This window comes from Raineyella antarctica, from assembly GCF_900092135.1.
Classification (GTDB): Bacteria; Actinomycetota; Actinomycetes; order Propionibacteriales; family Propionibacteriaceae; genus Raineyella; species Raineyella antarctica.
The window spans coordinates 41,252-61,518 of sequence record NZ_FMYF01000011.1 but is presented as its reverse complement, the minus strand read 5'-3'; the positions used below and the strand labels follow the sequence as shown (position 1 = coordinate 61,518).

Below are 20,267 nucleotides of genomic sequence, written 5' to 3'. Positions count from 1 at the left end.
ATGACGCCGAAGAAGCTCACCTGGTCAGGCCTACGGAACGCCGGATCACGTCTGCTGTCCGCCCCGGCGGCAGGCGCCGAATCGTCGACGGCCGATCCCGATGGAGCCCAAGGAGACTGCGGCTGCGACGACTGGCGGTTCTGCACCCAGGGGCGGCAGCCAGCTTCCTGCGTCTCGCCCGGTCATCCGCGGGCCCCGGTACACACGCATCGAGGCGCCGTTGCCGGACGGCGGCCCGCTGAGCACTAACGAAGGGGAAGACCGATGAGCGAATCCACGACGTACGGCAACTGGACCCGGCCCCAGATCAAGGGCATCGCGGGGGTAAGCATGGCAGCGACCGCGCTGCTCGCCCTCGGAGCGGTCGCGATGATCATCGCCGCCATGACCCAGGGGTTCCTGGGCGCGGTCGTGGTCTTCTTCGCCACGGGAGCGCTCATGCTCCCCCTCCTGGCCAAGAGTCCGGCCACGGGGATGACCCTCTACGAGAAGTTCTTCGTCCGGGCCGCCAAGGCCCGGATGGCGCACACCGGATCGGCGGTGCTGCTGCAGGGCCCCTGCGGCATGACGCGTGACGGGCAGGCCCGCCTGCCCGGGCTGCTGGCCGCATCGGAACTGATCGAGGCCACCGATGCCTACGGGACCCCGTTCGGGATCGTCCACGTTCCCTCCACCGACCATTACAGCGTGGTGATCGAGGGAGCCTCCACCGGAATGGACCTGGTGGATGCGGACAAGATCGACCGCCAGGTCGCCATCTGGGGTCAGTGGCTGGCGATGCTGGGCCAGGAGCAGACCGACATCGCCGGCGCCCAGGTCTCGATCGAGACCGCGCCCGATCCGGGGGTGCGGCTGCGCCACATGATCGAGGCGCGCCGCGCGACTCACGGCCCCTCGGCCGCCTTCGCCGATCAGGTGATGGGCGAGATCAAGGCCGCCTACCCTGCCGGTCAGGCACAGATGACCACCCGGATCTCCGTGACGTTCCGCTCCCGCACGGCTCCGGGCGGCCCCAAGCGGCCGACCGAGGAGATGATCAGGCGGATCGGTAACGCTCTGCCGTCGATGCTGGTGATGCTGCGGGAGTCGGGGGCCGGCCAGCAACCCACCCCGATGACGGGCCAGGACCTGGTCGATGCCGTACGGGTCGCCTACGATCCCTCGGTCGCTACCGACGTGGAGGAAGCGCGTGCGGCGGGCGGGACGGGCCTGACCTGGCAGCAGGCCGGGCCGACGTTCGCCGATGACCGCCGCCCGGACGTCTACCGTCATGATCGCGCGTGGAGCATGTCGTGGGAGATGCTCCAGGCTCCTCGCAGCATCGTCCACTCCGACGTGCTGGCACGTCTGCTCGCCCCGCACCCGGAGATCCCGCGCAAGCGCGTCACGCTGGTCTACCGGCCGCTGACCATGGAGACCTCCGCTCGCGTCGTGGAGGGCGAAGTCCAGAACGCCCTGTTCGTGCTGAACAACAACAAGCAGGCCACATCGCGGGACTCCCTGCGGCTGCGTCACGCCCAACAGACCGCGAACGAGGAAGCGACCGGCGCAGGCATGATCCGCTTCGGCGTGATCATCACCGCCACGGTGCTCGACCCGACTGATCTGTCGAAGATCATCGAGACGATCCGCCAGCTGTCCGCGGCCTCTCGGCTCAAGCTGCGCCCCGCGACCTGGACACAGGCCGCCACGTTCGCCGCCGGACTGCCTCTCGGCTTGGTCCTGCCCGAACACACCGCGATCCCGGCCGAGTGGAAGGACGCCCTGTGATGGCCAATCTGACGTTGAGCAAGGACGAGCAGAAGGACTTGCGGGCTCCGCGCCACGCGGCCGGGCCGGCGGGCACCAAGAAGCGCCTGGGCGGTCGGCCGGGCGCGTGGGGGTGGGGTGGGCGTGGTGGCGGCGCGGCCGGGCCGATCAGCCCGACCCCCGAATACCGCGGCACCACCGTCCAGGTCTGTGGCCTCTACCCCTTCGCTGCCGGCGCCGGGACCCCGCTGGTCGGGGTGCCCCTGGGCAAGCATTTGATGAACGGCCAGACGATGTGCGCCGACCCCATCTCCTGGTTCGAACGTCGCCTGGTCGATACGCCGTCGGCGTTCGTGCTGGGCCGGCCCGGCAAGGGCAAGTCCTCCCTGGTGCGGCGCCTCGTGGTCGGCCTGACCCACGCCGGGGTCGTGCCGATGATCATGGCCGACCTCAAACCCGACTACGTCGACCTGATCGGTGCCATCGGCGGCGACGTGATCCGGGTGGGGCGCGGTGTCGGGTCCATCAACCCGCTCGACCCCGGCCCCGTCCGCGGGCTGCTGGAACAGATGAGTCCGCGGGCCAGGGAACGCGCCAGCGCTGATCTGCGGGCCCGGCGCCTGGCGATCCTGGCCAGCCTGATCGAGCTGGTCCGCCATACCGCGATCACGGCGCGGGAGCAGAACATCCTCAACGTCGCGATGCGGCTCCTGGATGAGCAGGTCACCGACCGGGAGCTCCTGGTCGGTGACGTGCTGGCCATCATCCGCGCCCAGCCCGCCGAACTGCGCTACGTCGCCCTGGACCGGGGCAGCGAGGACAAATACCAGCAAGAGACCGAGGGCCTCGAGGAAGGGCTGATGGCCCTGGGTGAGGACGGCCCCTTCGGGGCCGTGTTCGCCCGCCCCACGTCGCAGCCGCTGCGCCTGGGTGTTCCGACCTGCTTCGACGTCTCGGCGGTCACCGACGACGACACCCTGCTGCAGGCCGCCGCCCAAGCCGTCTGCTGGAGCTACGGCTCCTCAGCCGTCGCCGCCGCCCAGTACGCCGCCGACGACCACATCATCGACCAGGTCATCCACTTCCTGGTGATGGACGAACTGTGGCGGATGCTGCGCGCCTGGGAAGGCATGGTCGACCTCTGCGACGCGATCACCCGCCTGAACCGCCAGATGGGCATCGGACAAGTCATGATCACCCACACCATGGCCGACCTCAAACTGAGCCGAGACGACCTCACCCAGCGCGCGTGGGGGTTCGTCGAACGCTCCTCCATGGTCTTCCTCGGCGGCCTGGCCGACAAAGAAATGGGCAACCTGCGCGACGTCTTCGACCTCTCTGAGCGTGAGGTCGCGCTGATCGCGTCGTGGTCCGAACAGGCCAACATCGACCCCCGCACCCACACCGCCACAGCACCACCCGGCCAGGGCTGCTTCCTGCTGAAGACCGGCAAGGCCCCCGGCACCCCCTTCCAGGTCCACCTCACCGCCTCCGAACGCGCCGTCAACGACACCAACAAACGCTGGGCCGCCCTCACCCACACCCCCAAGACCGCCACGTCGAGCCATGACCAGACCAGGGGTGACCGATGACAGGGCGTCTGAAGGACAACCGGGCCCGCCGTCAGGATCCAGCCCGAGAGGACCGCTGGCTGCCGGCAGCGACCAGCACTCGACCACACCCCGCACCGAGGAGGTGAAGCCATGACGAATCGCCTGAAGGACAACCGGGCCCGCCGTCAGGATCCGGCCGGCGAAGAACGCTGGCTCTGGGCCCTCGGCGCCGTCGCCGTGATCATGGTCATCTGGGGAACCCTGTGGGGCAGCGGCCGGCTGCTGGGATCAACCAAGGCCTCCCCCGGCGCCTACCTGGCCGAACTGACCCGCGGCCTCACCCGGATCGGGCCGGGCCAGGCCGCCCTGACCCTCCTCGTCCTGACCGGAATCAGCGCAGGCGTCGTGGTGGGCATCCGTGCGCTCCGCTCCCTGACAGCAGGGCGGACCCGCGTCGATGGGAAGGCCGCCTCGATGGCCCACGAGAAAGACCTCATCAGCATGTTGCCTGCCGGGGCGCGCGCCGACGCCGAACGCCTCGGCGCGACGCGGGCCTCCGACGGCGTCCCCGTCGGCAAGCTGATTCCCGGCGGGGCCGAGTTGCGGTCCTCCTGGGAATGGGTCCAGGTCTGGATCATGGGCCCCCGCGCCGGCAAAACCTCCTGCGTCTGCGTCCCCCAACTCCTCGAAACCGCCGGCCCCGCCCTCGCCACCACCAACAAACGCGACCTCGTCGACCAGACCCGCGGCCCCCGCGCCCTCACCGGAACCGTGTGGGTCTTCGACCCCCAAAACATCATCGGCGAGGAACCGTCCTGGTGGTGGAACCCGCTCTCCTACGTCACCGGCATCGCCCAAGCCGAGGAGATGGCCGCCCTGTTCGCCGCCGCGAGCAAGGACACCGATGCGCGCACCGACGCCTACTTCGACACCGCCGCCACCAACTACCTCGCCTGCCTCCTCCTGGCCGCCGCCACCGGCGATGAGCCCATCACCACGGTTTACCGGTGGGCGTCCAACCCCGACGACGAAGATCCCGCCCTCATCCTCCGGATGGCCGGACATTCGGGCCCCGCGACCACCCTGTTCGCCATCATCGCCCTCTCCGAACGCCAACGCGACGGCGTCATCGGGACCGCCGCCAAAATGATCACCTGGCTCACCAACCCCGACCTGCTCCCCTGGATCACCCCCAGCACCGGCGGCACCGAGAAGGACCGGCCGCAGTTCCGGCCCGACCAATTCGTCCGCTCCACCCAGACCCTCTACCTGGTCTCCATGGAAGGACGCGGCACCGCCCGCGCCATCGCCGCCGCCCTCACCGTCGCCGTCGTGCGAGCCGGCGAAACCTACGCCTCCCACTCCCCCGCCGGCCGGCTCCCCGTCCCGCTGATGGTCATCCTCGACGAGGCCGCCAACGTCGTGCGCTGGCCCGACCTACCCGACCTCTACTCCCACTTCGGGTCCCGCGGCATCGTCATCTCCACGTTCCTGCAGTCCTGGAACCAAGGCGTCGCCGCCTGGGGACGCGACGGCATGGAAAAACTCTGGTCCGCCGCGAACCTGCGCGTCATCGGCGCCGGCATCGCCCAAGCCGACTTCCTCACCAACACCTCCCGCCTCATCGGGGACCACGACATCATCCGCCACGACACCTCCACCTCCGGCAAGTCCGCGGGCCTGTTCGACTCGGGCCGCTCGACCTCCACCCGCCTGCAACGTGAGGCGATCCTCGAACCCGCCGAACTCGCCTCCCTCCCCCGCGGCCGCGCGATCATGCTCTCCTCCGGCGCCCCCGCCGCCCTGGTCGAACTCGTCCACTGGAGCCAAACCGACCACGCCGAGGCGATCCGCGCCTCCGAGACCTACTACAGCAAGCTCGCAGCAGTGCAGGAGTGATCATGAGCGAGACCACGACCAACGACCAGACGACCAGCGACGAGGCCGCCAGCCAGGAGGCGACCGGGTCCCCGCTGCAGGCGGCCGAACAGGAGCTCCGCGCTGCCCAGGCCGTCCTCGACGGCGCGATCGCGACCGGGTCCTCGGCCGACGTCCTCGCAGCCCAGGACGCCCTCGACCGGGCACAGGGCAAGGTCGATGCCCTGCGGGCCGGCGCCATCGAGGCCGACGCCGAGGCGTATGCGACCACCGTCACCGACGACCTCGAACAGGCGGCCGCCGCCGACGACCGCCCCATGCTCTACGCCACCTCCGCCGACTGGCTGACCGGCTACCTCCTCCCCATGTGGCGCCGCGGACCCGAAGCCCGCTGGTGCACCAAATGGTGGCTCCACGCCGAGGCCTACACCCGCATCGAAGCCCTCTGGCGCACCTGGGAAGCCCTCCGCTACGAAGGCCCCCTCGGCATCGCCACCTGGCTCCTCACCTACGCCGACCCCCTCATGCACCAACTCACCGCCCCCACCGGCCCCTTCCGCAAATGCCACCCCATCACCGGCGAACACGACCAACTACCCCCCTGGACCGTCGAACCACCACCCGAGGGCATCTTCACGTGAGAGGGGAAGCAGCAGAAGCCGCACGTGAACGCCCAGGGAAGTCGGACTGCGTATCTTTACCGTCCGCCCGGTTTCACACCTTGACGAGACAGGAACGGATACCCGGCATAGCCGGCCTATCTGGCTTAGCTGGCTTAGCTGGCCTATCTGGCCTATCTGGCTTAGCTGGTATAGCGGGATAGCGTGTCACCCTCCCGGACCCCGACCAGGGCGTCGGCCTTCGCTGCCCGCTCACCTCGGGGAGGAGTCAGTCTGACGAGTCGAGCCAAATGCCAGCTACCGCCAGTCTGTGTCAGGCATCACCTTGATCCAGCAACGCAGTTGGACGATCGACTCACTACACTGAGGCGGGCCTTGAGGAGGCGCTCCCCCCATGCGCCTCCTCAAGGCTTAGATGTTCAGCTCGTGCATGTGTACGTCCATGCCGGGATTCAGTTCTCGTCGCGGACGAGGCGCAGCACGGGGCGCTGGTCGGCCTCGCCCAGCAGGTCACGGACCTGTCCCGGGTTGAGCTTGAGGACTTCGGCGAGAGCAGGCACTCCCCCACCATGATCCGCGGCAAGGTCGACGGCCTTCCTCAGGAGCGTCGGCACCTCCCCTGGATAGGCGCTGGTCGGGTCGGCTGAGGGATCGTCGGCCATAGCCAGGCGCTGGTAGGCCCGTCGGGCCGATGACTCGGTGGTGCGCCCCCTCTCGACCATCCGACGGACCAGCGATTGAGGCGAGACACCCCAGGTCCTCCCCAGTCGGTCCAGAGCCGCCAGGTCGAGCCGCTGCGGAAGCGCGGCATCCATTGAGGCCGCGGGCGTCAGAAACGCCGCAGCGAACTCGTCGGCTTCCCGCTCGATCGCCGCGCTGTGCTCACCGGCCTCCCCGTGCAGGAGCAGGTGCCCGATCTCGTGCGCGATCGAGAACCTGTGCCGGAAGACGTTCTGGCTCCGGCGCGGCGTGGTGATGATGATGGGGCGATCCACGATCACCACCGAGAAGGCGTCCACCGCGTCGATCTCTCCCACAGGCCTGATCACGGTGATGATGCCGTGGGACTCCGCCGCGGCAACCAGGTGCTTGACCGGCCCCTCTGGCAGCCCCCAGTGCCGTCGCAGAATCATGGCGGCATCAGCGGGTGCGGATCCGGGCTGGACCTTGGGAAGATCCACCTCAGGAAGCTTCACGAACCGCTCGAGCGCGAACGTCAGTTCCCACACCAGGGTCGCCGTGGCCAGTGCCTTCTGACGGTCGCTCACACGGGCCGACCGCAAGCTTCGAAAGTGCGCGTTCACGGTGTCGATACGTGCCAACGGGCGACCGGCGCTGAAGAACCCAGGGCGGACCTTCAGTGCCCGCGCCAGCCGCTCGAGCACCTCGGCTCGAGGCGAGTTGACGCCGGCTTCGTACTGTCCGATAGCGGCAGCCGACACGCCGACCTCGGCAGCAAGATCGGTCTTGCTCATCCCGAGGCGGACGCGGGCCTGGGTCAGCCGGGCCGGTTCGAACCGACCCTGACCCCTCCCGGTAGTCGACAGGTCAAACAGGGTGGGGGTGTCCTCACGCATCAGAGTGTGGCCCCTCCTGCTTCTGCAGTTCCACCACGGGCGCGACCGGTGTGCCGCTGTCGAACGACTCCACCTCGGAAGCCTGGCCAACGACGGCGAGCTCCGGTTCCCAGATGCTTTCCTGCCCGTACAGCTGAACCTTGCCGGCCTCGTCGAGGACGGCGATCGCCCACTGGATGGACTGCAGCTGCCGCGGCGACGAGTCGACGATCACCAGCACCAGCGTCATCGGGTCGTCGACCTGCCTCAGCACAGTCTGAGGGTTGGGCACCGACGTCTCGCCAGACTCATCGATCGACTCACCCCAGTCAGCGAAGCTGGGCTCGATCAGCATCGCCTGCGGCAGGGGCACTGCACCGAACCCGCTCTGCCGGGTCGGGCTCGAGGCGAAGTTACTCGCCGTGTCCGCGTTGCCCCGCCACACGTAGATCAAGCAGCTCCCGACGACCGGGAGCCGATATCCCGCCGGAGCCAGCTTCTGCGACCGGAAGCCGCGCGATGCGAATGCCTCATGAGCATCATCCAACAGGTCGCGCCACTGGCTGCCGAACCCCATCGCGTACCGCGACCCCGACACCTGATGCGCCTCCGCGAAGCGTTCATGAACAGAACGCACAACCTCAACGAGAACATCACGGGCACCGGCGGCGTCCGCGCCAAGAGCCTGGGCGGGCGAGTCCTGAACCATACGCGGAACCTCCTGAAGGATCGTCCGGCATCGCGGAAGGCAGCCAGAACTGACTTCAGTATGGCACATGATTCGCGCATCAATGCTTCAGCCAATCATCCGGAGCAGGCCCTCTGTGCACACTTGCCCGCCGAACCGTCGCCCGCCGGAACCTTCACCTGAACGGAGACGGCAGCAGAAGGCCCGCCGATTTGTGGTGGGGAGGCGGCGAGCCCTACGCTGCCGAAGCAAGGTTAGGTTAACCTAACTTCCACGCTTCGAGAGGACGTGCAATGAGCTCCACCAATGTGGTTGCGCTTGGCCTGATCGCCGGGCTGACCATCTTCCTGGGACTGCCCTTGGGCAGAGTCAAGGCCGCACTACCCAGGACACGCGTGTGGTTGAACGCGCTGGCCGTCGGCATCCTGGTGTTCCTGCTGTGGGACGTGCTGGCCCACGCCTGGGAGCCCATCGACAAGGGCCTGACGGACAAGGACGTCACCGGGGTCCTCGCCACCTCCATCGTCTTCGCCGTCGGTCTCGCGGTCGGACTGCTGGGCCTGGTGTACTTCGACCGCTGGGTGGCCGCACGCGCGAAGCCCTCGGGGCGCCGCGAAGGACCCGGGGCCACCACCGCGACCGGAGTGATCGCGCACACCTCCTCGGCCCACGCGCTCTCGCTGATGATCGCCGTCGGGATCGGCCTGCACAACTTCGCCGAGGGGCTCGCGATCGGCAACAGTGCCGCGACCGGCGCCACCCAGTTGGCGATCCTGCTGGTCATCGGTTTCGCCATCCACAACGGCACCGAAGGCTTCGGAATCGTCGCCCCGATGGCCGCCCAACACGAACGTCCCTCCTGGGGCTACCTCGCCCTCCTCGGCCTGATCGGCGGTGGTCCGACATTCCTCGGCACCATCGTCGGCCAGCAGTTCTCCAACGACCTGGTCAGCGTGGCGTTCCTGACACTGGCCGCGGGCTCGATCCTCTACGTCGTGATCGAGCTGCTCGCCGTCGCGCGTCGCCAGAACATGAAGATCATCACGACCTGGGGCGTCTTCATCGGCCTGTTCCTCGGCTTCGCCACCGACGCAATCGTGACCCTGGCCGGAGCCTGAGCCACGCGCAGCCCCTCCCCCTGACGAACCGCTCTCGTACGCCAGCAACATGACCTGGGCGTCGACTAACCGCCGTGGTGGGCTTCATGGTCGGCGGGGGTACTGGTCGCCGGGAGGGGTGTCTGGGGTGCGGGCCCGGTTCCCGCGCGATTGATGGCTGGTCCGATGATGAGGGCGGAGAGCAGGAACATGGCGGTGAAGACGGCGACACCGATGGCGGGTGCCTTCCAGGTGCCGAACCGCTTCCGGAGGCGGTTGAGCAGGGGGATGCTGAGGAGCAGCCCGGCGGCGTAGAGCACGGTATTGCCGAATACGCCGGTGAGGAGGGCGGCGCCGGCGAGGATGCCGATGTGGTGCATGACGTGGGGGACCAGGCCCAGCAGGGCACCGATCGCGGCGCGGATACTTGCCCAGGCGGTGCGCCACCGGCTTGGGCGGCGTGCAGTGTCGAGGGATGCTGAGGCCCCGACCGGGGTCGGTGGTCCGGAGGCGGGCGCGGTCGTGGTGTCCATGGCAGCTTCCTCTTCTGTTTCTGCGGGGGGCGGGAAGGTTCGGGGACAGGTCCGGTCCGTCATCGCGCTGCCGCCGTTACCGGAACGGGGTCCAGATCGGTGGGTGTGGGGCGAGCCCGCAGCTGGTCCCGGGTGATCAGGATCGCGCCGAGGATGATGCTGAGGATTCCGAACAGCTGGGGCTGGGTGAGGCCCAGCAGTACCGGGTCATTGATGCGCAGGAACTCGACGAGCAGTCGGGCGAGTCCGCTGAGTGCCAGGTAGGACCCGAACACCGCCACCTGGGGCCAGCGGCGTCCGAGGGCCCACAGGATCGCAGCGATCGCGAACGCGCCCGCGGCCTCGTAGAGCTCGGTGGGGTGGACGCGGAGGTAGACAGGGACCACCCCGTGGGGATAGGCCACGCCCCAGGGCAGGTCGGTGGGTTGGCCGTAGGTGCCGTCGCCGGCCAGGAAGCAGCCGATCCGCCCGATGCCGTACGCGATCGACAGGGGCATCGCCATCGCACCGGCGACCGTGCCGAGGGGGAGTTGGTGGCGACGGGTGTACACAAGGACAGCGAGGGTGCCGCCGATCAGTCCGCCGTACCAGGTGAATCCGGAACCACCGAGGTGATGCCAGGTGAAGTGCTGCCAATGTTCGGCCAGGAAGTAGATCTTCGCGCCGACGAATCCCCACAGGACCGCCCACAGGACCAGCGAGTGGGCCTGCTCCTTGTCGTAGCCGATCCGTTGGAAGGCCCGCCCCAGCAGGTACCCCCCGACGAGGGCGGCCAGGGCCTTGCTCACCCCGTAGGACTGGATCTGGACCCCGAAGATTGAGAACAGGACGGGCCACACGATTGGACTCCCTCACCGACATCGTCGCCGCCCCGACCGGGGCGAGCGATCCCACAGTGGCCCGCCCACATCAAGAGAACCGGTCGCGGATGAGCAAGGTTCGATCAAGACGCGCGTAGCCACCGCAGCGTGGACCGAGGGCGAGGGGATCTTGCCGGGATCTTGACCGTCCCGACACCGCCCGGCTATCCCCCGCACCCACGCTGGGTACCAGGAGCAGAGAGGTGGGACGATGACCCAGACCTACGGTGTGCGCGGCCTGACCTGCGTGCAGTGCCTGGTGAGCGTGATCGACCAGGTGCGGGCGCTGCCCGGCGTGGACGGGGTCCGGGTGGACCTGGTGCCGTTCGGGGAGTCACGGGTGAGCGTCGTCCCCGACGGAGCCGTCACCCGTGACCAGGTGCGTGGCACCCTGGACCGGGCAGGGTTCAGGATGGTCGGTAGGCACTCCGGGGGCCACAAACAACCACATCCCGGGACCTCCTAGGAAGAGCGGTGCCAGATGAGCCCGGACGGACTGCTGATCGCCGGCACGCTCCTCGCGCGCCGCCGGATGCATCAACGCGACCGGTGGAGCCGCGACCGAATGCTGGAGTTCCAGGGCGTCGAGCTGGACCGGCTCCTGGCGTATGCGCGGACCAGCTCGCCCTACTATCAACAGGTACTGCCAGGGGCCGCGCACGTCCCGCTCACCGATCTGCCCGTCCTGACCAAATCCATGCTGATGGATCAGTGGGATCGGATCTGCACCTCCCCAGCCCTCCGGCTGGCACAGGTGGAGGGGCGCCTGTCCGAGATGGAACGCACCGGCGCCGATCCTGGCCATCCGTGGCGTGGCCGATGGTGGTTGGCGGGCACGGGCGGCACCACGGGACGCCGCGCCGTCTTCGCCTGGGACCGGCGGGAGTGGACCCAGATCCTCACGTCCTATGCCCGGGTCAACGACTGGGCCGGAGTGGCGGTGGGTCTGCGCCACCCACTACGTACCGCGGTCGTGAGCTCACTCAATCCGACCCACCAGTCTGCCGTCGTGGGGGCGAGTCTGCGCTCGCGCCTTGTTCCGGCGCTACGACTGGACGCGCGGACTCCGGTGGCCGACCTGACAGGCGAACTGGATCGCTTCGAGCCCCGTCTGCTGGTCGCGTACGCGTCGATGATCGGCCCGCTGGCGCAGGCCCAGCTCACCGGCCAGCTGCACATCCGACCCGAGAAGGTCGTGGCCGCCTCCGAGGTTCTCACCCCGGCCAGCCGTTCGGCAGCGCAAGCCGCGTGGGGCCCATCGGTGATCGTGGACAGCTACGCGGCCACCGAAACCGCCAGCATCGCCTCGACCTGTTCGCAGGGTGGGTGGCATCTGTATGAGGACTTCGTGATCGTCGAGCCGGTGGATGAGGACTACCAGCCTGTCCCGGCGGGCGCCACCGCGGACAGGGTCCTGGTGAGCGTGCTGTTCTCCCGTACGTTGCCGCTCATCCGCTACGAGCTGACCGACTCCATCCGCCTCTCCCCCGAACGTTGCACCTGCGGACTGCCCTTCGCCCTGCTGGAGGCGGTGGAGGGCCGCACAGAAGACACGATCACCCTGCCCGGCCGCCACAGCAGCGTGCGCGTCCACCCCAACGTCTTCCATAACGCCCTGGAGGCTCTGGCGCCGAACGGTTGGCAGGTCGAGCAACAGCCGAACAAGCTGGTCGTTCGCCTCGTCGCGCCCGCGGGGGGCACCGAGCTGGTGCGTCGCCGCGTCCAGGAGGCCCTCGCCGACCTCACCATCGACCCCGTTGCCGTCGATGTGGTCAGCGTGACCGCCCTGGAACGGACCCGGCTGGGCAAGGTCCCACTGGTGAAGGCCCTGCCCGCGTAGCCGATCTGCCAGGGGCCAGCACGGGTTGAAGAACCTCCGTGTCAGATCGAGAGCCCAGTCCGGCGACGGCCTTGATCAGGCGGTCGGCGCAGCCTCGCTCACCACGGATCTTGTCAGGATCTTGACCGTTTCTTCACCGACCGGGCACTCCCCTCCAGAAACATGACCCCCGGGGGGGCCGCCCGCGTTGTCCGATTCGTCGGGCATGACAACCCGTGCCGCGACCTGCCCCCGGTCCCAGAAGAAGAAGGTGGTCATCGCCGATGCACGATTCCCGTACACACCGGGGCCCCCGTTCGGGCCGGGTGGCCCGCGCACTGGCAGCCGTCGCGCTGTCCGGCGGGCTGGTCGTCACGCTGGCCGGCTGCGGCTCCACCTCCACCCCCACCGATTCCACCCAGAGTGGGTTCGTCAGTGGTGACGGTGGCGTCACCATCCTGCCGGTGGGCAAGCGCCCCACCGCCCCGGTCGTGACCGGTCCGGTACTCGGCGCCCTCGACACCACGATGACCACCAAGGCCTCCGACGGCAAGGTCCTGGTGCTCAACGTCTGGGGGTCCTGGTGCGCGCCGTGCCGTGCCGAGGCCCCCGACCTCGTCCGCGCCGCCGCGGCGACCTCGGACCGCGCCGAGTTCATCGGGCTCAACACCCGCGACCTCGACCCGCTGCAGGCCGAGGCCTTCGTGCGTTCCTTCGCCATCCCCTACCCGAGCATCTACGACCCGGCCGGCAAATTGCTGCTGGAGTTCTCCGACCAGCTGCCACCCTCCGGTATCCCCTCCACCCTGGTGGTCGACCGCGAGGGCAAGGTCGCGGCGCGGATCATCGGCAAGACCACCGAGGCGACGCTTGTCGGCGTGATCGACGACGTCGCCGCGGGCAAGTGAGCGGGGCGACGATCATGATCCCCCTCGACATCGCCAGCTGGGCGACCCAGGCGGTGGGCGGCTCGATGCTGCTCGCGATCCCTGTCGCCGCCCTCGCCGGTCTGGTCTCGTTCTTCTCCCCGTGCTGCGTGCCGCTACTACCCGGCTACCTGTCCTACACGACCGGGCTGGGGGCCTCCGACGTCCTGACCGACGCCCGGCGTCACCGTGCGCGCATGCTGGCCGGCGCCGTGTTGTTCGTCCTCGGTTTCGGGGTCGTCTTCGTGGGTGCCGGCGTCGCCGCGGGCACCATGGGACGGGCCCTGCTCACCCACCAGGTACTCATCTCCCGGGTGATCGGGGTCCTGACGATCGTGCTGGGCCTGATGTTCGCCGGAGTGATCCCCCTGGGCAACCGCGACGTGCGGTTCACTCGCCTCCCCAAGGCAGGGCTGGCGGCCGCACCTCTCCTCGGCTTCGTCTTCGGAGTCGGCTGGACCCCCTGCATCGGCCCGACCCTGTCGATGGTGCTCACCTTGGCGATGAACGAGGGCAGCGCGGTGCGCGGGGGCTTCCTGGCCTTCGTCTACGTCCTCGGACTGGGCATCCCGTTCATCCTCGCCGCCCTCGCGTTCTCGCGGATGCAGCGGGTCGTGGCGTTCGTGCGACGCCACCAGCGAGCGGTGCTGCGGATCGGCGGGTACAGCATGGTTCTCGTCGGCATCCTGCTCGTCTCCGGCCTGTGGGAGCAGCTGATGGCCCTCCTGCGCGTGTGGGCCGCCGGCTTCGGAACGGTGCTTTGAGCTACCTGGCTGGTCACGACAGACGGGCTCGCGAACCCTTCATCGAACCTTGACCACGGGCCAAGAGTTCCGCACATGTACCCGACCTACCGTGGACCCAGAACATACCCCGTGGGGGTATGGGGTCTCGAGTGAGAGGTGTGTGCCATGGACTGGCTGATCATCGGTGGGGGCGTGGTCCTGACCGGTCTGCTGGGATGGTTCTTCTTCGGTCCCAAGCGGGCCGGACAGGTGGAGGTGGAGGACGGCGTCCAGGTCGTCCGGGTGAGTGTGAACGGAGGCTACTCACCGGATCTGCTCGAGGGGGTCCGACCCGGCCTGCCGGTACGGATGCTGTTCGACCGCCAGGAGAGCGGGGAGTGCACCTCCCGTGTGGTGATGCCCGACTTCAAAGTCAACGCGACCCTTCCCGCCTTCCGCACCACCGCGGTCGACTTCATCCCGACCCAGGCCGGGGAGTACCGGTTCGCCTGTGGCATGAACATGGTCTCCGGCACCATCCGCGTGAGCGGGGACCCGCCCGAGGAGCCCGCTACCGCGGACACGCCGGGGCACACGGACGGCCTCGCCGGGGGCCAGGTGACAGCGGAGGGCCACGGCGCGTCGCCGGACCCCGATGCCGAGGCTGCTGAGCGGGCCGTCGAGATCCGCGACCTGAATCGTCGTCTGATCCTCGGCACGGTGCTGACGGCTCCGGTGTTGTTCGCGGTCATGGGTGGTGAGCTGTTCCGCGCCGCCTGGATGCCCCAGATCCTGATGAACCCGTGGTTGCAGCTGGCGTTGATCGCTCCGGTGATGTTCTACACCGGTTGGCCGATCCACCGCACGGGGTGGCGTGCCCTGTCCCACCGGACCGCTGACATGAACTCCCTGATCACGCTGGGCACGGTGGCGGCGTTCGGTTACAGCCTGGTCGTGACCTTCCTGCCGGGCCTGCTCCCCGAAGGCCTGCGACAGGTCTATTTCGAGGCTGTCGGGGTCATCCTGACCCTGATCCTGCTGGGACGGCTGCTCGAGACGAAGGCGAAGGCCAGTACCGGTGAAGCCATCCGCACGCTGATCGGCCTGCAGCCGCGCACGGCCAGGGTGCAGCGCGACGGCCGCGAACTCGACATCGGCATCGACGAGGTCCGTGTCGGTGACGTCGTGCTCGTACGACCCGGGGAGAAGCTGCCGGTCGACGGGGAGGTCGTCGCCGGATCCTCGGCGGTGGATGAGTCCATGGTGACCGGTGAACCCATTCCGGTCACCAAGAGTGCCGGGGACATCGTGATCGGCGCGACGATCAACACGACCGGCGCGCTCAGCTACCGGGCCACCAAGGTCGGCGCGGACACGATGCTCGCCCAGATCATCAAGATGGTTCGGGAGGCCCAGGGCTCCAAGGCCCCGATCCAGCGGCTCGCCGACAAGGTGTCGGGCTACTTCGTGCCCGTGGTCATCGCGATCGCGGTGTGGACCTTCGTCGCCTGGATGCTGTTCGGGCCGCCACCGGTGTTCATCTTCGCTCTGGTCGCGTTCGTCTCGGTGCTGATCATCGCCTGCCCGTGCGCCCTGGGCCTGGCCACCCCGATGTCGATCACCGTCGGCACCGGCAAGGGCGCCACCCACGGCATCCTGATCCGGTCGGCCGAAGCACTGGAGACCGCGCACAAGCTGGATGCGATCATCCTGGACAAGACCGGCACCATCACCAAGGGTGTCCCGGCGCTCACCGACGTGTTCCCGGCCGCCGGGATCGACGAAGACCGCCTGCTCGCGACCGTCGCCGCGGTCGAGAAGGCCTCCGAACACCCCCTCGCCGCCGCCATCGTGGCAGGCGCGGCCGACCGCGGCCTGGCGCTGCCCCAGGTCAGCGACTTCGACTCGATCACGGGCCAGGGCGTGCGGGCGAGGGTGGAGGGGCAGGTCGTCCTGGTCGGCAACCGGCGCCTCCTCGACTCGTTCGAGGTGAACGTGGAGCCGCTCCTGGCCTCGCACGACTGGCTGGCCGGTCAGGGCAAGACGCCGATCCTCGTGGCCTTCGGTGGCCGGGCGGCGGGCGTGATCGCAGTGGCCGACACCCTCAAGGAGGGCTCCGCCGACGCGGTCGCCGCGCTGGAGCGTCGGGGCATCGAGGTCATCATGATGACCGGTGACAACCGTGCCACGGCCGCGGCGATCGCCGCCCAGGTCGGTATCCGACGGGTGGTCGCCGAGGTCATGCCCGAACACAAGGCTGCCGAGGTCAGCCGACTCCAGGCCGAGGGAAAGGTCGTCGGCATGGTCGGGGACGGCATCAACGACGCCCCTGCGCTGGCCCAGGCCGACGTCGGCTCAGCGATCGGCACCGGCACCGACGTGGCGATCGAGTCCTCCGACATCACCCTGATCTCCGGGGCCCTGTCGGGGATCGTCACCGCCGTCGACCTGTCCCGCGCCACCATGCGCAACATCAAGCAGAACCTGATGTTCGCCTTCCTCTACAACACCCTGGGCATCCCGATCGCCGCCGGCGCCCTCTACCCTGCGTTCGGGATCACGCTGAGCCCGATCATCGCCGCCGGCGCGATGGCGCTCTCCTCGCTGTCGGTCGTCGCCAACGCGAACCGGCTGCGCCGCTTCTCCCCCCGACCCATCCCGCCGGCCGACCGCCCCACCCTCACGCCCGTGGTCGAGATCGGCGGAACCACCGAACCGATCCATCACACCCAACGAAAGGAAACATCCATGTTCGGCAAGAAGAAGTCCACCACCGCCAAGGTCGTCGACCCCGTCTGCGGCATGAGTATCGACCCCGCCACCGCGGCCGCCACCCGCGAACACGAGGGCACCACCTTCTACTTCTGCTCCACCGGGTGCGCGCAGACCTTCGACTCCGACCCGCACCGCTACGGCCACGGCCAGGCGCACGCCGGCCACCAGCACTAGCCCGCCACCAACCGCAGGAGGTGATGAGCGTGCCCCCCATCCATGATGAGCGCAGCGCGCTCATCACCCGCCTGCACCGCATCGAGGGCCAGATCCACGCGATCGCGCGGATGATCGAACAGGACGCCTACTGCATCGACGTCCTCACCCAGATCTCGGCGGCATCAGGTGCCCTCCAGTCCGTTGCCCTGATTGTGCTCGAGGACCACCTCAGGCACTGTGTGGCCGAAGCAGCCGCCGGTGGCGGCCCTGTCTCCGACGTGAAGCTGCAGGAGGCCTCCCAGGCCATCGCCCGTCTGGTCCGCAGCTGACTCCTCCCCCGAATGGGCGCCCACCGACCGTCCGTCGGTCGTCTCAGCAGCCCGGGGGCGAGTGTCGTAGGAGTCGGTCGTGGGCGTGTACGGGTGCGGCCGGATCACGCAGAACCAGCATGGAGTGCCCGGCGGCGACGATCGCCTCCCCCGGGGACAACACCGGGCGCCGTGCCCGGCCACCGGCCGTGTCGATCTCGACGATCCCAGGCCGGGGTGTAGCCGGCAGGCGGCAACCTGAACGACACCGGGCCGGGCCCGGAGTTGAAGCACAGGAGGAAGTCAGAGTCGATCATCAGGCTTCCGGTCAGGTCGGACAGCGAATACCTCGCCCGTTCAGGTACAGCGCCAGGGCGCGACCACGGGGAAGGTCCCACTCATCGACCGTCATGGGGCGCCCGTCGGATGGAACCACACGATGTCGGGGATCTGGCTACCCGCCACAGGCACCGGTTTGCCGGAGAAGAAACGTCGGCGGTGGAAGGCCGATCGCGAACGCCGGCCGGCATCTCGTGCAGAGCGAAGGAGACACAGGCGGCGTCGAAGCTGAGGTCCTCGAAGGTGGCCGGGCGGCATCGGAAAGCGACGTTCGGGGCGCGGCCCTTCCTGCGCGCGACGCGCAGCATCGCCTCGGACAGGTCGACGCCGACCACCTCCTGCGCCACGTCCGCAAAAACGCGCGCCTGGCCGCCCGTTCCCGTGGCCACGTCCAGAAGCCGGGCACCAGGGGGCAGTTGCACGCAGCCGGCGACCCTGCGCCGCAACGTCAGGAAAGGCAGGAAGACCGCGGGTTCGAAGAAGAATGCCAGGAAGGGCCACACGCGCTTCTGGAAGGCGTGTGGCCCTTCCTCCTCGGTCCGATCAGCTTTTGGGCCGGGTCGTCCATGGCAGTTCTCCCTGGTGGTCACGCCATGCGGTTCGGATCCGACACTCACGGTGACGTGGGGGTTGGCGGCGCAGGGGTCGGCGGAGACTGCGGTCCCCTCCGCCGCCAGCATCAGTTTCTCCCGGTGCGCCTCACATCAGAGTCGGCTCTTGGCTTCCTTGAGCAGCGTGGCGGGGTCGAGCCACATGGAGGGGTAGTCCCCTTGCCAACGCTGAACTCCGTTGCCGTCGATCAGTACGAAGCCGTGGCCGGGCAGTCCTTCATGCATGCCCTTGCCGAGGGTGTCGTAGGCCTTGGACACGGTTCCGTCATCGAGGAGGTAAGGCGTCTTGACCCCGAAGGTGTCCAGGTCGGGCTGGATCTGGTCGGCCGTGTTCATCACGATGGGCAGGACGGTGATGCCTGCCGCGGCGAAGCCCGGGTTCTTCTCGATCTGGGCCATCTGCTGGGTGCAGGAGCCACAGCCTGCTCCCTCGTTGAAATACAGGATGACAGGCTTGCCGCGGAAGTCGGACAGGGAGACCGTGGTCCCTGCGGTCGTCTGGAGGCTGAACGCGGGCGCCTGTCCGGAGGCGGTGGTGTCCGTGGCACGTGCGCTCCACAGGCCGAAGGCGACCAGGGCGGCGACCACGATCACGCCGACACCCGTGAGGATACGGGTGAGGCGGCGGCGCTTGGCCTTCCGCGCCTTCTCCTCGGCCAGCTTCTCCTGGAGCAGCTGCCGGTTGGTCGCCTGGGCGGTGGTGTGTTGCTTGGTGGTCATCGTCAGTTCCTGGGGACGTCGTTGCGGTGGGCGGTGTGCTCATCGATGGGAGAGGCGTGGCACGAAGGGGTGTCGGCCTGCGGATCGGGTGTCGCGTCGGTTTCGCCGGCCTCGGAGGGCGGCACCGGTCGGCGGCGGTCGCGCAGGGTGAACCAGATGAAGACCGCCGCGAGAGCAAGGAGTCCGAGCCCGAGGACCGCGTCGGGCACCGGCGTGAGCCAGCCCAGGACGGTCTGCGCGAAGCGGGTCACCCCGGCACCGGCGGCCCGCTGGAACCAGGTCGCGTTGCCGGTCATCGTCGTGGAGCCTGCCAGCGAGATGACGCCGATACCCATCGCGATGAATGCGAGCGCCACGATGATGTTGACCGTGTTGGTGTGCACGGTCAGTGTGCCTGCGCGCAGGGTGACCGGCTTCGCGCGGCCCCAGCGTCGCCGGTCGAGGTGGGCCGCGTCCCAGACCAGGGCCATGACCAGCAGCGGGATCACCATTCCGAACACGAAGGCCAGGCCGAGCAGCAGACCGCCGGCCGGGTTGCCCGACAGTGCCGACAACGTCATCACTCCGACCAGGACCGGGGCGCAGCAGCTGGAGGCGATGCCGGAGAAGACGCCCAGGCTGAAGAACGTCGCGGAGTCGCCGCGGGTGGTGTCGGGGGCCCGTAGGACCGACGGCATGGACCACATCCGCCCGGTCAGCGCCAGCATGCCCAGACCGATCATCAGCAGGCCACCGGCCCAGTACAGCGGCCCGTGGTACTTCGCGATCGCGCCCGCAAGGATGCTGACGCCCAGCGTGATCGGGACCAGGACCAGCGCCAGCCCCCCAGCGAACACGAGCGTCAACGGCAGCAGGCGCCACCGGTTGTTCTTCACCGCCGCCGCGAGGTAGGAGGGGGCCAGGAAGACGATGCAGCACGGCGCGAACAGGGCGACCGTCCCGGCGAAGAAGGCGGCGAGGATACTGCCGGTGCCCAGCAGTTCGGCGCCCATCAGCGGGCCGCCCTGCGCGCCAGCGTCCGGTCCAGCTTGCGTCGAGGCAGCCGTCCCACGCTGAACCGCTGCCCCTCGAGAAGGACCAGCGGAAACATGCCCGGCCGGTGAGTGGTCTGGAGCGTCCGGCCGTAGGCCGACTCGACGAAGACGACTTCGAGTTCCAGCTCGCCCAGATCGGCGCGGGCGCTGAGTTCAGCCAGGGCGTCCTCGCAGTACTGGCAGCCGGTGGTGACGAGCAGGGTGACGCTGGGGGACGGCCTCACGCCGGTCTCCAGGCTGGCCTCGGAGGACTGGGATGTGTTCACGCTGTCCAGCGTCGCGCGGCCAGATGTTGCGCGCCGTCAAGGCACCGTCAAGAT

General features: G+C 68.7%; 19 protein-coding genes. 11 read left to right on the top strand and 8 right to left on the bottom strand.

All coding sequences use genetic code 11. The features are described from left to right. The first annotated feature begins 264 nt into the window (after positions 1–264). The 4 genes from GA0111570_RS14215 (at position 265) to GA0111570_RS14200 (ending at position 5,821) form a co-directional block, all read left to right on the top strand. Positions 265–1,770: an SCO6880 family protein gene (locus GA0111570_RS14215; RefSeq protein ID WP_092612713.1), complete on the top strand. Its 1,506-nt coding sequence runs from the start codon at positions 265–267 to the stop codon at positions 1,768–1,770. Then, positions 1,770–3,341, top strand: coding sequence for a hypothetical protein (locus GA0111570_RS14210; RefSeq protein WP_092612710.1), 1,572 nt, complete (start codon positions 1,770–1,772; stop codon positions 3,339–3,341). Before GA0111570_RS14215 ends, GA0111570_RS14210 begins: the two co-directional genes overlap by 1 nt. Before the next feature lie 111 nt (positions 3,342–3,452). Then, the gene (locus GA0111570_RS14205) at positions 3,453–5,201 is read left to right on the top strand and encodes a type IV secretory system conjugative DNA transfer family protein (protein ID WP_092612707.1); all 1,749 of its coding nucleotides are present in this window, start codon (positions 3,453–3,455) and stop codon (positions 5,199–5,201) included. Between the two features lie 2 nt (positions 5,202–5,203). Next, a complete protein-coding gene (locus tag GA0111570_RS14200) occupies positions 5,204–5,821 on the top strand; it encodes a DUF4913 domain-containing protein (protein WP_092612704.1) in 618 nt (205 codons plus the stop codon). 431 nt (positions 5,822–6,252) lie between these two features. Here the strand turns inward: GA0111570_RS14200 and GA0111570_RS14195 are convergent, their stop codons facing one another. Next, positions 6,253–7,377 carry an XRE family transcriptional regulator gene (locus GA0111570_RS14195; RefSeq protein WP_092612701.1) on the bottom strand — a complete coding sequence of 375 codons (1,125 nt, stop codon included), beginning with the start codon at positions 7,375–7,377 and terminating at the stop codon, positions 6,253–6,255. After that, positions 7,370–8,065 (bottom strand): hypothetical protein, encoded by a 696-nt coding sequence (locus tag GA0111570_RS14190; RefSeq protein ID WP_092612698.1) that lies wholly within the window; start codon positions 8,063–8,065, stop codon positions 7,370–7,372. Before GA0111570_RS14190 ends, GA0111570_RS14195 begins: the two co-directional genes overlap by 8 nt. Before the next feature lie 272 nt (positions 8,066–8,337). On the opposite strand from GA0111570_RS14190, the gene GA0111570_RS14185 reads away from it, so the two are divergent. Beyond that, entirely contained in the window at positions 8,338–9,162 is an 825-nt protein-coding gene (locus tag GA0111570_RS14185) for a ZIP family metal transporter (RefSeq protein ID WP_092612695.1), read from the top strand. 65 nt (positions 9,163–9,227) lie between these two features. On the opposite strand, the gene GA0111570_RS14180 is transcribed toward GA0111570_RS14185, so the two are convergent. Both GA0111570_RS14180 and GA0111570_RS14175 read right to left on the bottom strand, forming a co-directional pair. Then, complete coding sequence (locus GA0111570_RS14180; RefSeq protein ID WP_217634187.1) at positions 9,228–9,674, bottom strand: CPP1-like family protein; 447 nt, start codon at positions 9,672–9,674, stop codon at positions 9,228–9,230. A 59-nt stretch (positions 9,675–9,733) separates the two neighbouring features. Then, complete coding sequence (locus tag GA0111570_RS14175) at positions 9,734–10,513, bottom strand: prolipoprotein diacylglyceryl transferase (protein WP_092612693.1); 780 nt, start codon at positions 10,511–10,513, stop codon at positions 9,734–9,736. A gap of 232 nt (positions 10,514–10,745) precedes the next feature. Here GA0111570_RS14175 and GA0111570_RS14170 point away from each other — a divergent pair, with 232 nt between their 5' ends. The 6 genes from GA0111570_RS14170 (at position 10,746) to GA0111570_RS14145 (ending at position 17,264) form a co-directional block, all read left to right on the top strand. Next, positions 10,746–11,000, top strand: coding sequence for a heavy-metal-associated domain-containing protein (locus GA0111570_RS14170; RefSeq protein ID WP_092612691.1), 255 nt, complete (start codon positions 10,746–10,748; stop codon positions 10,998–11,000). A gap of 15 nt (positions 11,001–11,015) precedes the next feature. Beyond that, entirely contained in the window at positions 11,016–12,374 is a 1,359-nt protein-coding gene (locus GA0111570_RS14165) for a phenylacetate--CoA ligase family protein (RefSeq protein ID WP_092612688.1), read from the top strand. Positions 12,375–12,637: 263 nt separating this feature from the next. Further along, complete coding sequence (locus GA0111570_RS14160) at positions 12,638–13,261, top strand: TlpA family protein disulfide reductase (RefSeq protein WP_092612685.1); 624 nt, start codon at positions 12,638–12,640, stop codon at positions 13,259–13,261. 14 nt (positions 13,262–13,275) lie between these two features. Next, positions 13,276–14,043, top strand: a complete 768-nt coding sequence (locus tag GA0111570_RS14155) for a cytochrome c biogenesis CcdA family protein (protein ID WP_425438628.1) — start codon at positions 13,276–13,278, stop codon at positions 14,041–14,043. Positions 14,044–14,190: 147 nt separating this feature from the next. Further along, positions 14,191–16,953 carry a heavy metal translocating P-type ATPase gene (locus tag GA0111570_RS14150; RefSeq protein WP_175557511.1) on the top strand — a complete coding sequence of 921 codons (2,763 nt, stop codon included), beginning with the start codon at positions 14,191–14,193 and terminating at the stop codon, positions 16,951–16,953. A gap of 23 nt (positions 16,954–16,976) precedes the next feature. Continuing rightward, positions 16,977–17,264 carry a metal-sensitive transcriptional regulator gene (locus GA0111570_RS14145; protein ID WP_092612679.1) on the top strand — a complete coding sequence of 96 codons (288 nt, stop codon included), beginning with the start codon at positions 16,977–16,979 and terminating at the stop codon, positions 17,262–17,264. Between the two features lie 377 nt (positions 17,265–17,641). Here GA0111570_RS14145 and GA0111570_RS14140 read toward each other — a convergent pair whose 3' ends face one another. From GA0111570_RS14140 to GA0111570_RS14125, 4 genes are all read right to left on the bottom strand, one after another. After that, entirely contained in the window at positions 17,642–18,172 is a 531-nt protein-coding gene (locus tag GA0111570_RS14140) for a class I SAM-dependent methyltransferase (RefSeq protein WP_175557510.1), read from the bottom strand. Between the two features lie 114 nt (positions 18,173–18,286). Beyond that, positions 18,287–18,913: a peroxiredoxin family protein gene (locus tag GA0111570_RS14135; RefSeq protein WP_092612673.1), complete on the bottom strand. Its 627-nt coding sequence runs from the start codon at positions 18,911–18,913 to the stop codon at positions 18,287–18,289. Positions 18,914–18,915: 2 nt separating this feature from the next. Beyond that, a complete protein-coding gene (locus GA0111570_RS14130; protein ID WP_092612670.1) occupies positions 18,916–19,905 on the bottom strand; it encodes a cytochrome c biogenesis CcdA family protein in 990 nt (329 codons plus the stop codon). Then, positions 19,905–20,213, bottom strand: a complete 309-nt coding sequence (locus tag GA0111570_RS14125; RefSeq protein WP_217634186.1) for a glutaredoxin — start codon at positions 20,211–20,213, stop codon at positions 19,905–19,907. Before GA0111570_RS14125 ends, GA0111570_RS14130 begins: the two co-directional genes overlap by 1 nt. Between the last annotated feature and the right edge of the window lie 54 nt (positions 20,214–20,267).

What these genes read in the sequence shown, in the direction of transcription:
- GA0111570_RS14215 (WP_092612713.1), top strand. Translation starts at nt 265, where the DNA reads ATGAGCGAATCCACGACGTACGGCAACTGGACCCGGCCCCAGATCAAG.
- GA0111570_RS14210 (WP_092612710.1), top strand. Translation starts at nt 1,770, where the DNA reads ATGGCCAATCTGACGTTGAGCAAGGACGAGCAGAAGGACTTGCGGGCT.
- GA0111570_RS14205 (WP_092612707.1), top strand. Translation starts at nt 3,453, where the DNA reads ATGACGAATCGCCTGAAGGACAACCGGGCCCGCCGTCAGGATCCGGCC.
- GA0111570_RS14200 (WP_092612704.1), top strand. Translation starts at nt 5,204, where the DNA reads ATGAGCGAGACCACGACCAACGACCAGACGACCAGCGACGAGGCCGCC.
- GA0111570_RS14195 (WP_092612701.1), bottom strand. Translation starts at nt 7,377, where the DNA reads ATGCGTGAGGACACCCCCACCCTGTTTGACCTGTCGACTACCGGGAGG.
- GA0111570_RS14190 (WP_092612698.1), bottom strand. Translation starts at nt 8,065, where the DNA reads ATGGTTCAGGACTCGCCCGCCCAGGCTCTTGGCGCGGACGCCGCCGGT.
- GA0111570_RS14185 (WP_092612695.1), top strand. Translation starts at nt 8,338, where the DNA reads ATGAGCTCCACCAATGTGGTTGCGCTTGGCCTGATCGCCGGGCTGACC.
- GA0111570_RS14180 (WP_217634187.1), bottom strand. Translation starts at nt 9,674, where the DNA reads ATGGACACCACGACCGCGCCCGCCTCCGGACCACCGACCCCGGTCGGG.
- GA0111570_RS14170 (WP_092612691.1), top strand. Translation starts at nt 10,746, where the DNA reads ATGACCCAGACCTACGGTGTGCGCGGCCTGACCTGCGTGCAGTGCCTG.
- GA0111570_RS14165 (WP_092612688.1), top strand. Translation starts at nt 11,016, where the DNA reads ATGAGCCCGGACGGACTGCTGATCGCCGGCACGCTCCTCGCGCGCCGC.
- GA0111570_RS14160 (WP_092612685.1), top strand. Translation starts at nt 12,638, where the DNA reads ATGCACGATTCCCGTACACACCGGGGCCCCCGTTCGGGCCGGGTGGCC.
- GA0111570_RS14155 (WP_425438628.1), top strand. Translation starts at nt 13,276, where the DNA reads ATGATCCCCCTCGACATCGCCAGCTGGGCGACCCAGGCGGTGGGCGGC.
- GA0111570_RS14150 (WP_175557511.1), top strand. Translation starts at nt 14,191, where the DNA reads ATGGACTGGCTGATCATCGGTGGGGGCGTGGTCCTGACCGGTCTGCTG.
- GA0111570_RS14145 (WP_092612679.1), top strand. Translation starts at nt 16,977, where the DNA reads ATGAGCGTGCCCCCCATCCATGATGAGCGCAGCGCGCTCATCACCCGC.
- GA0111570_RS14135 (WP_092612673.1), bottom strand. Translation starts at nt 18,913, where the DNA reads ATGACCACCAAGCAACACACCACCGCCCAGGCGACCAACCGGCAGCTG.
- GA0111570_RS14130 (WP_092612670.1), bottom strand. Translation starts at nt 19,905, where the DNA reads ATGGGCGCCGAACTGCTGGGCACCGGCAGTATCCTCGCCGCCTTCTTC.